Source organism: Sulfuriferula sp. GW1 (genome assembly GCF_047300855.1).
Taxonomy (GTDB): domain Bacteria; phylum Pseudomonadota; class Gammaproteobacteria; order Burkholderiales; family Sulfuriferulaceae; genus Sulfuriferula.
On the sequence record NZ_CP170197.1, the window covers coordinates 482,833 to 496,968 of the forward strand.

Genomic DNA, 14,136 nt, shown 5'->3' on the forward strand with positions numbered 1-14,136 from the left:
TAGCGCTCAATACAATCAGGAGAGCATTATGGAACAGGTAAGCATGGTACTGGAACCGGTACGGGCATTTCTTATCCAGCTGGGCGAGTTCCTGCCCAAGCTGATCATCGCTGTCATCATCTTGCTGGGTGGATGGCTGCTTGCCAAGGCAATCCAGCTGGGAGTGGTGAAGGGCCTCAAATCGATCAATTTCAATGTGGTAACCGAACGGGCCGGGATCGACAGCTTTTTGCAGCAAGGCGGTGCCAGGACGGACACCATTGATATTCTGGGCGTGCTGGTCTACTGGCTGGTCATCCTGGCCGCACTGATGATTGCCTTCAATAGTTTGGGCCTGGCGCTGGTTACCGAACTCGTCGGGCGTATCGCCATGTTCGTTCCCAAGGTAATGGTGGCGGTGCTGGTGCTGGTTTTCGGCGCATATTTTTCCCGCTTCATCGACAACGCCATCACCACGTATGGCAAGAACGTGGGGCTTACGGATGCCGAGATGCTGGGGCGGCTGGCGCGTTACGCAATCATGGTGTTTGTGGTGTTGATCGCGCTCGAACAGGTGCAGGTGGCCACGGAGCTGGTACGGCTAACCTTCCTGATCCTGCTCGCTGGGGTAGTGCTGGCCCTTGCACTGGCTTTCGGAATCGGCAGTCAGCACCGGGCTGCGGAACTGCTGGAACGATGGTGGCCAGCGAATTCGAAAAAATCCGTAACAGACAAAGAATATTTTGATGGGCGAAAGTAATTGCGCACCGATGATGGGCGAACAGGACCTATAGATTCCCCAGCAAACACAGGCCGTATTGGAAACCAAATTTAAGGAAAACAAATGAATTCAAATCCCACCATTCTGGCTCTTGTACTGGCTGGTGGTGAAGGCTCGCGCTTGTACCCGCTGACGGCTGTTCGCTCCAAACCCTCCGTACCATTCGGTGGGCGTTTCCGTATTGTGGATTTCGTGTTGAGCAACCTGGTGAACTCAGGCATCCGCTCGATTTATCTGCTGGTGCAATACAAGTCGCAATCACTCATCGAACACGTCAACCATGCGTGGACCCTGTCGAACGCGATTCCCGACCAGTTCGTTACGGTCGTGCCGCCACAGATGCGGGAAGGACCCGAATGGTTTCAGGGGACGGCAGATGCGGTTTACCAGAACCTTAATCTGATCGGCAGCAGGGAGCCGGATCTGGTCGCGGTATTTGGTGCGGACCATATCTACCGTATGGATGTGCGGCAAATGGTGAGCTTTCACCAGCGCAATGGAGCCGATGTCAGCGTGGCAGCCATCCCCATTCCGCTGGCTCTGGCATCATCATTTGGTGTCATTACCGCCGATGATGACGGGCGTGTCAGCGATTTCATCGAAAAGCCGGAACAGCCCGTTCCCATGCCGGGGCGCCCGGATTGCGCCTATGGCAGCATGGGGAATTATCTGTTTAATACCGAGGTACTCAAGGCCGCGTTACTGGAAGCGCGCGAGCGTGGCGAGAATGATTTTGGACGACATATTCTGCCGCGCCTGATACGCAGTCATAGAGTTTATGCCTATGATTTTTCCACCAACCGCGTTCCCGGCATACGCGATTACGAGGAACAGGGCTACTGGCGCGATGTCGGTACGATTGAGGCCTACTACGCTGCCCATATGGATTTGCTGGGGCTGGAACCGCGCTTCAATATCTTCAACCCAAAATGGCGAATTTTTTCGAGCGGTTACCAGGGCCCCAGTTCCAAAATCATTGACGGCCAAATCAGGAACAGCATGATCGGGGCCGGTGCGATCATCAAGGGCGGTTCGATCCGCAATTCCATCGTCAGGCGTGAGGTAATGATAGAAGAAGACGTCGTGCTGGAAGACTGCATCATTATGGATTACACCATCATCCGCAAGGGGGCCAGGCTGCGCCGCGTTATCGTGGATCGCTACAACACCATCGCTGCGGGTACGCAGATCGGTTATGACAGGGACGCAGATCGTGCGCGCTACCATGTTGCCGAATCAGGGCTGGTCGTGGTGCCCAGAGGTAATGAACTAAGTAGCAGCCGATATTCTTGAGATTAATCATTTGTACAGGCTATCAAAGGTAATTCTTCCGGAGGATATTCATGAGTAAACCCATCACTGCGGTGTGGCCAGGCCGGCCTAATCCGCGTGGCGCAAGCTGGGACGGCGAAGGGGTGAATTTTGCACTTTTTTCCGAGCATGCCGAAAAAGTGGAACTGTGTATTTTTGACCCCAAAGGCCGGCGCGAAGTGCAGCGTATCGAACTGAAAGAACGCAGCGACCTGGTCTGGCATTGCTATCTGCCCGAGGCGCGCCCCGGCCTGCTTTACGGTTATCGGGTGCATGGCCCCTATCGTCCGCAGGAAGGGCATCGCTTCAACCCGAATAAATTGCTGATTGAACCCTATGCCAAGGATATTGTGGGCACGCCAAACTGGAGCGACGCCCATTTCGGCTACCGCATCGGCAGCAAGCTGGCGGATCTGTCTTTCGACCGCCGCGACAACGCCAGCGGGATGCCGAAGTGCCGGGTGATCGACCAGGCCTTCACCTGGGGTAACGACAAACCCCCATGCATTCCCTGGCACGATATGGTGATCTACGAGATGCACGTCAAGGGATTCACCATGCAGCATCCGGACGTCCCCGCCCAGTTTCGCGGCACCTACGCGGGCCTCTCCATGGAGCCTCCCATAGAGCATCTCAAGCGTTTGGGTGTCACAACGGTGGAGCTGATGCCGGTGCACGCTTTTCTCGACGATCGACATCTGGTCGAGCGCGGGCTGAGAAACTACTGGGGCTATAACTCCATCGGTTTCATGGCGCCGGATTCACGCTACTCGGCCAGCGGGCACGTAAGCGAATTCAAAACCATGGTGAAAACGTTTCATTCTGCGGGCATGGAGGTCATTCTTGACGTGGTCTACAACCACACCGCCGAAGGTAACCATCTGGGGCCGACGCTGTCTTTTCGGGGTATCGACAATGCCTCCTACTATCGGCTGGTGGAAGATGATCGGCGCTATTACATGGACTACACGGGTTGCGGCAACACCCTCGATATGCGCCATCCGCGCGTACTCCAGTTGATCATGGACAGTCTGCGCTACTGGGTGCAGGAAATGCACGTGGATGGCTTTCGCTTCGACCTGGCTTCCGCGCTGGCGCGCGAATTGCATGAAGTGGACCGGCTCGGCACGTTTTTCGACACAATCAGCCAGGATCCGGTGCTCGGCACGGTCAAGCTGATTGCCGAGCCCTGGGATCTGGGTGAAGGCGGTTATCAAGTGGGTAATTTTCCCATCGGCTGGGCGGAATGGAATGATCGTTACCGCGACAATATCAGGGCTTACTGGAAAGGCGATGGGGGCCTGATCGGAGAATTGGCCCAACGTCTGACCGGCTCCAGCGACCTGTATGAACGTAGTGGTCGCAGGCCGCATGCCAGCATCAATTTCATCAGCGCGCACGATGGATTTACGCTGCATGATCTGGTGACTTACAACGACAAACATAATGAGGCCAACCAGGAGGAAAACCGGGATGGCAACGACAACAACCATTCCTGGAATTGCGGCGTCGAAGGTGAAACCGACGATCCGGAGATCAACGCCTTGCGTGCCCGTCAGAAGCGCAATTTACTGGCTACGCTGCTGTTCTCCCAAGGCGTCCCGATGCTGCTTGCCGGCGACGAGATGGGCCGCACCCAGCATGGCAACAACAATGCGTATTGTCAGGACAACGAGATCAGCTGGCTAGCGTGGGATCTGAAGCCACAGGATGAGGATTTGCTGGAATTCACCCGTCGCGTTATCAGCCTGCGCAAAGCGCATCCCTTGCTGAGACGCCGCTATTTCTTCCATGGACGCCCGATTCGCGGCGGCGAAGTAAAAGATATCGTCTGGCTCAATCCGGACGGGATCGAAATGAGCGAGAGTGACTGGGCTCAGGCGTTTTCACGCTGCCTGGGCGTTTATTTTGCAGGCGATACGCTGCTCGAAACCGATGATCGCGGGCGTGTCCTGACCGACGACAATCTGTTGATGCTGATCAATGCGCACCATGAAGACATCACTTTCACGCTACCGGAATTCGACGGGCACTACTATTGGGATGTGCTGCTCGACACCATTAATGCAACGGGTGCACCGGAGATTGTGCGTTACAAGGCAGGTCAGGGTTACCCCGTAGGCGGGCGGTCGCTGGTGTTAATGAAACATGAGCTTACCCAATGAGACGCATGCATGAAATGCCATTCGGCGCCAGCCTGCTCCCGGATAACAGCGTGCGTTTTCGTTTATGGGCGCCCGCGGCGGAGCTGGTGGAATTGTGTCTGGAAAAATCGCCGGGCGAGAACAGCGTTGTGCCAATGAATCGGCTTGATGGCGGCTGGTTTCAGCTCGAATTGCCGCCGCCCCAGGCAAGGCCGGGAATGCTTTATCGTTATCGTATCGATGGCGGGCTAAGCGTGCCCGATCCGGCCTCGCGTGCAAACCCCCAGGATGTTCATGGACCTAGCTGTATAGTCGATGCTGCGGCCTTCGAGTGGCAGGACCGGAATTGGCAGGGGCGTCCATGGCACTCGGCAGTCATTTACGAAATGCACGTGGGATGCTTTACCCGGGAAGGCAGCTTCACCGCCGCAATACAGCATCTGGATTACCTTGTCGCGTTAGGCGTCAGCGCGATCGAACTGATGCCGGTGGCGGATTTTCCGGGTCGTCGCAACTGGGGTTACGACGGTGTGCTGCCGTTTGCGCCGGACAGCAGTTACGGCACGCCGGATGAGCTCAAGACACTGATACAGGCGGCCCATGCAAAGGGATTAATGGTGCTGCTCGACGTGGTGTACAACCACTTCGGACCGGATGGCAATTATCTGCATGCCTATGCACCGCAATTCTTTAGCGAGCGTCACCACACCCCGTGGGGAGCAGCGATCAATTTTGATGGTGAAGGCAGTCGCGTGGTGCGTGATTTTTTCATCCACAACGCGCTCTACTGGCTGGAAGAATATCACTTTGACGGCTTGCGGCTGGATGCGGTGCACGCCATTGTCGACGATAGCCGCCCGGACATTCTGGAAGAGCTGGCAGCCGCCGTACACGCCGGGCCGGGACGTACCGGACAGGTGCATCTCGTTCTGGAAAATGATGCCAATGCAGCGCGTTATCTCCAGCAAGGCGCCATTACCGCACAGTGGAATGACGATATTCACCATGCCCTGCATATTCTGCTGACCGGCGAACGCGATGGTTACTATGCCGATTATGCCGATCAGCCGATACGCCATCTGGCGCGCTGCCTGGCAGAGGGTTTCGCTTTCCAGGGTGAGCCGTCGCTCTTCCGCGCAGGTCGGCTGCGCGGAGAGTCGAGCAGACACCTGCCGCCCGGCGCGTTTATCAATTTCTGCCAGACTCATGACCAGGTGGGGAATCGCGCATATGGCGAACGCATTGCCATGCTTGCGCAACCCAGGCCGCTGCAAGTGGTGCTGGCGGTGCTGCTGCTGGCGCCATCGCCGCCCATGCTGTTCATGGGCGAGGAGTTTGCAGCCGCCACACCGTTCCAGTTCTTCTGTGATTTTCAGGGTGATCTGGCCAATGCCGTCACCGAAGGCAGGCGGCGCGAATTCGCCGATTTCCGTGAATTCGCCGACGCCGCTTCACGTGCGCGGATTCCTGACCCTAACGACCCGCTTACATTTGAACACAGCAAGCTCGACTGGGGGAGTCTGGGTGCGCCGCAACACAAGGCCTGGCTTGAGCATTACCGCAGGCTACTGGGGCTGCGGCGCGACCATGTTGTACCGCGTTTGCCGGGCATGGGCGCAGGGGCCGAATTCGAATTGGCCGGGGCATCGGGCCTGACCGTGCGCTGGCGTCTGGGTGATGGCAGCGGACTGACCTTGCTGGCCAATCTGGGCGATGCTGCCGTGGAAGGCACACTGCATTTTGCCGGCACGCCGCTATACCTGAGCCAGCCTGATTTGCCGGCAATGCTGGCCTCCGGTCGCATCCCCGCCTGGAGCGCCGGCTGGTTCATCGAGGACGCGATCCCATGACGCAAGCAGATGCGCTGACGCAAGCAGATGCGCTGACGCAGCTTGCAGACTTGTATGGCATTGCTTCCGAATATTTCGATATATGGGGCAACATCCGTCATACCAGCGCGACGACGCAACGCGCCCTGCTCAACGTGATGGGAGTGGAACTGGACGGCGATCTGTCCGTCATCCTGGCCGAGCACGAAGCGCGCCCATGGCGGCGTCTGCTGCCGCCGGTGCTGGTGGTGCGCACTACTGACGGTGCGCCGGCAGTACCGGTTACGTTTCCGGCTGCGCACGCGGATAAAACCCACCAATGGATATTGACGCGCGAAGATGGTGGGCGTGAAGAGGGGAGATTCCAGCCGTCCGGGCTGGAAATAACCGGCGGCAGGCTGATTGATGGTGAGCCGTATCAACGCGGCCTGTTGCGGCTGCCAGTGTGTCCGCCAGCGGGCTACCATCAGCTGGCGATGCACACGCCGGATGGCATAGAGTCCGGCATGACACTCATTGGGGTGCCCGCTACCGGTTATCAGCCCCCGGCACTTGCCGCTGGCCGCCGAATTCATGGACCTGCCCTGCAGCTTTACGGCGTACGCTCGCAGCGCAACTGGGGTATCGGCGACTTTACCGATTTGCGTCTGATGGTTGAACTGGCCGGCGAGTCCAGCATGGATATTATCGGACTCAATCCGTTGCATGCGCTGTTTCCAGGCAACCCCGCCCATATCAGCCCGTACAGTCCTTCCAGCCGCCTGTTCCTGAATATCCTTTACCTCGACGTGGAAGCGGTGGCGGACTTCGCCGGGTGCGAGGAAGCGCGCGCCATGGTAGCCGATGAAGTGTTTCAGGCACGCCTGCGTGCGCTGCGTTCCGAAGAGTTGGTGGATTATCCGCAAATCGCAGCCATCAAACTCGCGTTGCTGACGCACCTGTATCGGCATTTCCGCGCACGTCATTTGAAAGGAAATAGCGAACGCGGGCAGCAGTTTCGCGGTTTTCAGGTTGAGGGAGGCGCAGCCCTGCGGCGCCATGCATTGTTCGAAGCCTTGCAGGCGCATTTTCAGGGACATGACGCCAGCGTATGGGGTTGGCCGGTATGGCCGGAGGCCTATCGCGACCCTGCCGCGCCGATGGTCACGGCCTTCGCGCAAGACCATGTGGAGGAAATCGAGTATTACGAATACCTGCAATGGCTGGCGGATCAGCAGCTCGATGCGGCCGGCAAGGCATCGCTGACCTTTGATCTGGGGGTGGGGTTATATGGCGATCTGGCTGTCAGCGTTGATCGCGGCGGCGCAGAAGCCTGGGCGAACCAGGACTGTTATGCGCTCGGTGCCGGCGTCGGGGCGCCACCCGATGACTTTAATCTGAACGGGCAGGACTGGGGTTTGCCGCCATGGATACCGGGGCGTTTGCAGGAGACTGCCTATGCGCCATTCATCGCGACGCTGCGCGCCAACATGCGCCACATGGGTGCGTTGCGTATTGACCATGTGATGGGGCTGATGCGGCTGTTCTGGATCCCGCATGACAGTGGCGAGGGCGCTGTGGCTGGCAGCTACGTGAGCTATCCGTTCGATGACCTGCTGGGCATCCTGATGCTGGAGAGCCAGCGCAACCAATGCCTGGTCATTGGCGAGGATCTCGGTACCGTGCCGGATAGTTTGCGTGAAAGATTGCAGCAGGCCGGCATTCTTTCTTATCGCGTGCTGTTTTTTTCGCGCGATGCACAGGGCGGCTTTATGCCGCCCGCCGACTATCCGGCGCAGTCGCTGGTGACGGTGACGACGCACGACCTTCCCACGCTACGCGGCTACTGGGATGGGCGCGATATCGACCTGCGCGCGACACTGGGGCTGTTTCCCGATGACAATGTCCGCCAGCAGCAAATCATTGCACGCTCGCATGATCGCGCCGCCCTGCTGATCGCGCTGGAACGCGAGGGTCTGCTGGAGGAGGGCAGCAGCCTGCATCCCGTGGCGAATCCCGACTTGTCGCTGGAACTGGCGAGCTCGATCCATCGCTTTCTCGCCAGAACGCCGGCGCAAGTGATGATGATCCATCTGGACGATATTTTCGGCCAGATGGAACAGGTTAATTTGCCCGGTGCGGGTAGCGATATGTATCCGAGTTGGCGACGGCGCCTGACCGTCAATCTGGAGGAATGGCGCGACGATCCGCGCGTGAAGCGCATGGTCGAGGCCTTGAACGCCGAACGTGCCAAAGCGGGAACCGCGGCGTCGCACCCGTTGGACATGCCTTCCCCCTCTGCACCACGTATTCCGCTATGCACTTATCGTCTGCAATTCAATCGTGATTTCACCTTTAATCAGGCGCGCGAGATTGTTCCCTACCTGAGCGCGCTGGGTATCTCCCATCTGTATGCCTCGCCGTATCTCAAGGCGCGCCCGGGTAGCAGCCATGGTTATGACATCATCGATCACAACACGCTGAATCCCGAGATTGGGACGTACGAAGAATTTGAACAGCTTTGCGCGGCTCTTGCAGAACATGGCATGGGGCAGGTGCTGGATATCGTGCCGAACCATATGGGCGTGCAGGGCGGCGATAACGTGTGGTGGCTGGATGTGCTGGAAAACGGGCAGGCATCGGCACATGCAGGTTTCTTCGATATCGACTGGAAGCCGGCCAAGGCCGAATTGCACGGCAAGGTGCTGCTGCCGGTGCTGGCTAACCGCTATGGTGCGGTGCTGGACAATGCCGAAATACAACTGCGTTTCGACGCGCGACGCGGCGAGTTCGTCATTTATTATTTCGAGCACCATTTTCCGGTGGATCCCGCGCAATATCCGCAAATCCTGGCATATCGCATGGATTCCTTGAGCGCACGCCTGGGCCAGGACCATCCCATGCTGATGGAATACCAGAGCCTGATCACGGCGTTCCGCAATCTTCCCCCACATGATGAAAGCATACCCGAGCGTCAGGCTGAGCGCAGACGTGACAAGGAAATACACAAGCACCATCTTGCCGGGCTGGTTGAACGATCCTCAGATATTGCCTGGTTTCTGGAAGAAAATATCCAGCTATTCAATGGTACGGCAGGCGAGTCGTCCAGTTTCGATCATCTCCATCGCCTGATTGAGGCACAAGCGTACCGGCTGGCATTCTGGCGCGTGGCCTCGGACGAAATCAATTACCGGCGTTTTTTCGATATCAACGATCTGGCCGGGTTGCGCATGGAGAACGACGAGGTCTTCGACGCGACCCATCACCTATTGTTACGTCTGGTTCAGGAAGGCAAGCTGGATGGCTTGCGCCTGGATCATCCGGATGGCTTGTACGATCCGGAAGCCTATTTTTCCAAGCTGGCTGAACAATGCAATCGTGTGGGGCATGCCCCGTATCTGGTGGTGGAAAAAATCCTGGCAGTGCATGAGCGTTTGCGTGCCAGTTGGCCAGTACATGGCACAACGGGTTACGAATTCACCAACCTCCTCAACGGCCTGTTTGTGGTGACCAGCGCCGCCGAGCGCATGGAGCGCCTGTATAACGGCTTCATCGGGGAGCCTGTTCATTTCGGCGATCTGGTCTACCGCTCCAAGAAGCTCATCATGAAAACTGCCCTGTCGGGCGAGTTGAACGTATTGGCCAATCTGCTCTCGAAAATCGCCGAGGCCGATCGCCAGACTTGCGATTACACGCTGAATGGATTGCGTTCTGCATTGGCTGAAATAGTCGCCTGCTTTCCCGTTTATCGAGGTTACATCAGCGCCCGTGAAGTCACCGCAGAAGATCGCCATAACGTCGAGCAGGCGACCGCAGCGGCCAAGCGCAGGAGTGCCGCAGCGGATACCAGCATCTTCGATTTCCTGCGTGACGTGCTCACGCTTGCCGCAGCAGAAGGCAAGGCGCCGGCCTACTACGAGCAGGTACTCGCCTTTGCGATGAAGTTCCAGCAATTCACCAGCCCGGTCATGGCGAAAGGGCTGGAAGACACCAGTGCCTATATTTATCACCGCTTGCTGTCGCTCAACGAAGTCGGCGGCGATCCGCGCCAATTCGGCGTGACACGCACCGCCTTCCATCGCGCCAATCTGGTACGTGTAGATCATTGGCCGCATGCCATGCTGGCAACTTCCACACATGACACCAAACGCAGCGAAGACGTGCGTGCCCGCATCAATGTGCTGTCCGAAATACCGGCGGTCTGGCGTCTGGCGCTGCGCCACTGGAGTCATGCCAATAGCGGCTTCAAGCGCCTGGTGGATGGAATGCTGGTGCCTACGCCCAATGACGAATATTTCATCTATCAGACCTTGCTGGGTATCTGGCCGCCGGGCGAACCGGATGCAAATGAAATGGCGAATTTTAATGCCCGCTTGACGGAATATCTGGTCAAGGCAATGCGCGAAGCCAAAGAGCATACCAGCTGGATAAATCCCAATGCGGCATATGAAGAAGCGATCGTGGCGTTTGCGAATGCGCTGGTTAATGCGCCACCCGAGAGTGTTTTTCTGATGAATTTCCTGTCTCTGCAGCGGCGTATTGCATGGATGGGAATGTTCAATAGTCTGTCGCAGACGCTGATCAAGCTGACCGTGCCGGGTGTGCCGGATGTGTATCAGGGTTGCGAAATATGGGATTTCAGTCTGGTGGATCCCGACAATCGCCGGCCGGTTGATTTCGGGCGACGGCGAACCATGCTCGATGCACTGCACAGGCTTGCTGCACGGACCCCGCAGCAACGGAGTGCCGGAGTAAGGGCGCTGTGCGACACGCTGGAGGACGGCCGCGCCAAATTGCTGGTCATCAGCACCGCGTTGGCGCTGCGGACGCGCTGGCCGGAGGTGTTTCAGCAAGGAAAATATTTGCCGCTAGCCGTCAGGGGCGAACATGCCGGCCATGTGTGTGCCTATGCGCGTATAGACGAGGGACGCGCAGTCATTACGCTGGCGCCACGCTTTTTCGTGCGGCTTCTGGGTGAAGCCGGGATGATGCCGCTGGGAGAAAAAATCTGGGGGGATACGACCGTGGATATACCCTTTCATCGGCCTGATAAGCAGTACACATGCGCCTTCACGGGGAAAATCCTCGGGCTCCATCAGCGTGGCTCCGGATGGGCCTTGTCCGTGGCGCAAGTGCTCACAGAGTTTCCGGTCGGGCTGGTCGTCGTGGAAAATGTTCAAGCCGGTCAGGCGTGAGGGTGTTTCCGCTGGCTGTTTGAACAGGTTTCAGGCTGCGTTATTTTGCAGCTTGTGAATCAGTTTCTCGACCGCCCGCTCAGTCAGTGGCGCGGCCTGGACGACGTGTGCTTCCTTGGCGCGCAAGCGGGCAGCCAGGCGCGACAAGGCAATCGTGAGGGCATCCATCCCCTCGTTATTGGTAAACAGATAAATCCCGCGCATCGAGCTTACCCAGGACAGTCGCGCCACGCGTATGCTGCCGTCGTCATTGTAAAACTCCAGCCAGTCGCCTTTTTTAAGGCTGCGTGCAAGATCGGTATATTCATCATCGATCATGTCGTCGGCGGCATCGAGATCAAAGCGCTCGGCAGCGGCCGGCGCTGGCGCGTCAGTTGCGCCGGCTGCGGCAATATTTGCGTCCTCACTCACCGTGACTGCGGGTACGTGCAATTCGCCTGCGTGCAATTCCTGCTGTAGCTGCAAACCTGCCTTGACCGCAGAGGCATGGCAAGTCACCAGCCGCGAGAACACGATTTCACGCTCTTTGGGGTCTAACTGGATGCTGTTCATGCCTTCACGCAGATGTTTGAGCAGGTCGGGCAGCATGACAACGAGCGATAAACGGTCTTCGGTATTGCGCTTGGGCGTAACGCTCCATACCAGGTCTTGCATGGTTTTCAGGTTGGTTTGCCAGGCCTGGCTCTGTTCTCCCTGATCCGTGAAGGTATGGCTCAGTACCTGTTGCCATGGGCCATCCAGAAATTCGCGGATAGCATCGGGCAGCTGCACGCCCTCTGACGCGCGTCGAATTTCGTCGGCAACGACGACTTTGGCAATTTCGGCCCGTTCCGCGGCCTCCATGTTTTGTGCGGATTGTTCGATAGCCGACTCGGTCTGAGACTGATGAGCCGCCAAAAAATCCAGCAAGTCGTCGAGCAAAGTGGCGAAGATTTCTACGTCTTCGGAGAAATCGGCCAGGATGGATTGCACAATGCTGTCGAGTTTATCGAATAGGCGGGTGTTGTACTCGCCGGTTTCGTGCCAACCGATAGAGGCAGCGGCAATCTCATCCAGCAGGCGGCGTGCAGGGTGCGATTTTTTCGAGAAAAACTGTTTGTCCAGCATTGCTACCTTCAATACCGGGATTTGCAGGCGGCCAATCAGCGCCTTGAGCTTGTCCGGTATGGTGCGGTCATCGAAGATATAGTCAAACAGCATGGCAACGATATCGATGGTGAATGCATCCACCTGGCTGTTCATGTTGACCAGCCCGGCTGTGCGGATATCGCGCAGAATATTGACCGAGCCGGATTGTAACAAGCCGGTATCGAAGCCCGACACGGTGCTGACGGGTGCGCTACCCACCACGCCATGTTGCAGCTGGGTGAGCGAATTGATCAGATTGGCTACCGATGCGGGCGAAGCAGTTGTCGCGGTGCCCTGGGGAAGCGAGATGCCGCCTGATCCGGACGCAGCCGCTTTTCCGATCAGCTGCTGCAGCAGCAGGGCGAATGTATCTTGCTGGTCTGCGCTCTCAGGTTCGACCGCGTCAGTTTTGGCTGAAGTATGACGCGGGCGGTTTTTATGCTCGGCCAGGCCGACGCGAATCGATGGCAGGATATCCTTGCTGACCAGAAACTGGTTCAGGCGCTGATATATTTTTGGCAGGTCGCTCGCGATTCTTTGCCCAAATTGTTGCAGCAGTACCAGCTTGATTTGAGAACTCACTTCGAGTTGTTCGCAGGCTGCAAGAAACGCCAGGCAAATGGCTTTGGCGCCCAGAGGATTGCGTTCATCCCTGGCTTGCGGATCCTGCAACAGGGCAGAAACGCGTTGATCCAGTGCTGCCAGTTCTTCTACGGAATCAAACCGCAAACGGGCGGCTGCTTTGCTAAGTGCCAGCGACTGCTCGAAATCTTCCTCATCCACCAGCGCCAGTTCCATGCTCAACATGCCGGGTTTGGCCTCTTTGCCGCTTGATCCGGTGGCTCTGGTACGACTATCGAAAGATTCAATGAAATGCTTGCGCAGGGCAAGCGTCAGCGCATCGCCGCGGTTATGCACAATACCCTGGGCAGCATAGTAGAGGTTGCGGGTTTCCAGCGTAGGGGACTGATCGGCGTTGGCCAGCAAGCTATCTTCCACTTGTGTGTTTTTCCCCTGCCAGGCGTGGCAGATGGCTTCAATGGCCTGATCGCGACATGCATGCAGTAGCTCAAGCGCCTCCGCGGCCGTCAGCGTTCTGCGCGACCGGTCAAACTGATTGATATTTACTACATTGCGTTGCAGCGTGTCCGTCATGACATATGTCCTTCAGGCTGAGCGGCAGGCGCAAACGGGGACATCACCAAAATAGGCGATGCAATGCTGAATGGCGGGAACATTAACCCCGCATTTGGCAACCCCGCTGTCATAGCGCCTGAGCCCCTTAGACCGGAAATTTTGCGTCTCCGCCTTTCAGCGGATTTGCCCTGACAAATGCTATGGTACGCCGTGAGGCGGAATGCATCTGTAACGGGAATGAAGGTGTTCATACCCGTCGCAAGGTATTACGGCGGCAGTTTTTGGAACTTTAGGGAAATTCTTGGAGCGGGCGATGGGAATCGAACCCACGGCTCTAGCTTGGGAAGCTAGGGTATTACCATTATACGACGCCCGCTATGGTAAAATGGAAAACGCATCATACTTGAATTGTAAGGGTATTTGAAGTTGATCGAACTCACTATTAATGGCGCCGCCCAGCAATTTCCGCAGCCGCTCAATGTAGCCCAGCTGATTGTCAATCTGGAATTGACCGGTAAACGCATTGCCATCGAACGCAACGGCGAGATTGTGCCGCGTAGCCAGTTCGACACGGTGGCGCTGGCATCAGGTGACCAGCTGGAAATCGTGGTCGCGGTCGGCGGCGGTTAGCCTGCCATCTTCGTGTCTGGCCT

Annotated in this window: 7 protein-coding genes, 1 tRNA gene and 1 riboswitch; of the genes, 6 read left to right on the plus strand and 2 right to left on the minus strand. The window is 57.4% G+C overall.

Annotation, left to right across the window (positions count from 1 at the left end; translation table 11 throughout):
* Window positions 1-28: 28 nt before the first annotated feature.
* From ACFDAU_RS02370 to ACFDAU_RS02390, 5 genes are all read left to right on the plus strand, one after another.
* Window positions 29-739 (plus strand): mechanosensitive ion channel family protein, encoded by a 711-nt coding sequence (locus tag ACFDAU_RS02370; RefSeq protein ID WP_413438468.1) that lies wholly within the window; start codon window positions 29-31, stop codon window positions 737-739.
* 84 nt (window positions 740-823) lie between these two features.
* Window positions 824-2,053 carry a glucose-1-phosphate adenylyltransferase gene (gene glgC / locus ACFDAU_RS02375; RefSeq protein WP_413438469.1) on the plus strand — a complete coding sequence of 410 codons (1,230 nt, stop codon included), beginning with the start codon at window positions 824-826 and terminating at the stop codon, window positions 2,051-2,053.
* 50 nt (window positions 2,054-2,103) lie between these two features.
* Window positions 2,104-4,236, plus strand: coding sequence for a glycogen debranching protein GlgX (gene glgX / locus ACFDAU_RS02380; RefSeq protein WP_413438470.1), 2,133 nt, complete (start codon window positions 2,104-2,106; stop codon window positions 4,234-4,236).
* Complete coding sequence (gene treZ, locus ACFDAU_RS02385; RefSeq protein ID WP_413438471.1) at window positions 4,233-6,065, plus strand: malto-oligosyltrehalose trehalohydrolase; 1,833 nt, start codon at window positions 4,233-4,235, stop codon at window positions 6,063-6,065. The genes glgX and treZ overlap by 4 nt, the downstream gene beginning before the upstream one ends.
* Window positions 6,062-11,218 carry a malto-oligosyltrehalose synthase gene (locus tag ACFDAU_RS02390; RefSeq protein WP_413438472.1) on the plus strand — a complete coding sequence of 1,719 codons (5,157 nt, stop codon included), beginning with the start codon at window positions 6,062-6,064 and terminating at the stop codon, window positions 11,216-11,218. Before treZ ends, ACFDAU_RS02390 begins: the two co-directional genes overlap by 4 nt.
* 30 nt (window positions 11,219-11,248) lie before the next feature.
* Here ACFDAU_RS02390 and ACFDAU_RS02395 read toward each other — a convergent pair whose 3' ends face one another.
* Both ACFDAU_RS02395 and ACFDAU_RS02400 read right to left on the minus strand, forming a co-directional pair.
* Entirely contained in the window at window positions 11,249-13,501 is a 2,253-nt protein-coding gene (locus tag ACFDAU_RS02395; RefSeq protein WP_413438473.1) for a DUF1631 domain-containing protein, read from the minus strand.
* Window positions 13,502-13,594: 93 nt separating this feature from the next.
* Window positions 13,595-13,681: riboswitch (cyclic di-GMP riboswitch) on the minus strand.
* A 104-nt stretch (window positions 13,682-13,785) separates the two neighbouring features.
* A tRNA-Gly gene (locus ACFDAU_RS02400) sits at window positions 13,786-13,859 on the minus strand.
* Window positions 13,860-13,909: 50 nt separating this feature from the next.
* Here ACFDAU_RS02400 and thiS point away from each other — a divergent pair.
* A complete protein-coding gene (gene thiS / locus ACFDAU_RS02405) occupies window positions 13,910-14,113 on the plus strand; it encodes a sulfur carrier protein ThiS (RefSeq protein WP_413438474.1) in 204 nt (67 codons plus the stop codon).
* The last annotated feature ends 23 nt before the right edge of the window (window positions 14,114-14,136 follow it).

Excerpts from the sequence above, each read along its gene's own strand:
- glgX (WP_413438470.1), top strand. The coding sequence starts at position 2,104 with ATGAGTAAACCCATCACTGCGGTGTGGCCAGGCCGGCCTAATCCGCGT.
- treZ (WP_413438471.1), top strand. The coding sequence starts at position 4,233 with ATGAGACGCATGCATGAAATGCCATTCGGCGCCAGCCTGCTCCCGGAT.
- glgC (WP_413438469.1), top strand. The coding sequence starts at position 824 with ATGAATTCAAATCCCACCATTCTGGCTCTTGTACTGGCTGGTGGTGAA.
- ACFDAU_RS02370 (WP_413438468.1), top strand. The coding sequence starts at position 29 with ATGGAACAGGTAAGCATGGTACTGGAACCGGTACGGGCATTTCTTATC.
- ACFDAU_RS02395 (WP_413438473.1), bottom strand. The coding sequence starts at position 13,501 with ATGACGGACACGCTGCAACGCAATGTAGTAAATATCAATCAGTTTGAC.
- ACFDAU_RS02390 (WP_413438472.1), top strand. The coding sequence starts at position 6,062 with ATGACGCAAGCAGATGCGCTGACGCAAGCAGATGCGCTGACGCAGCTT.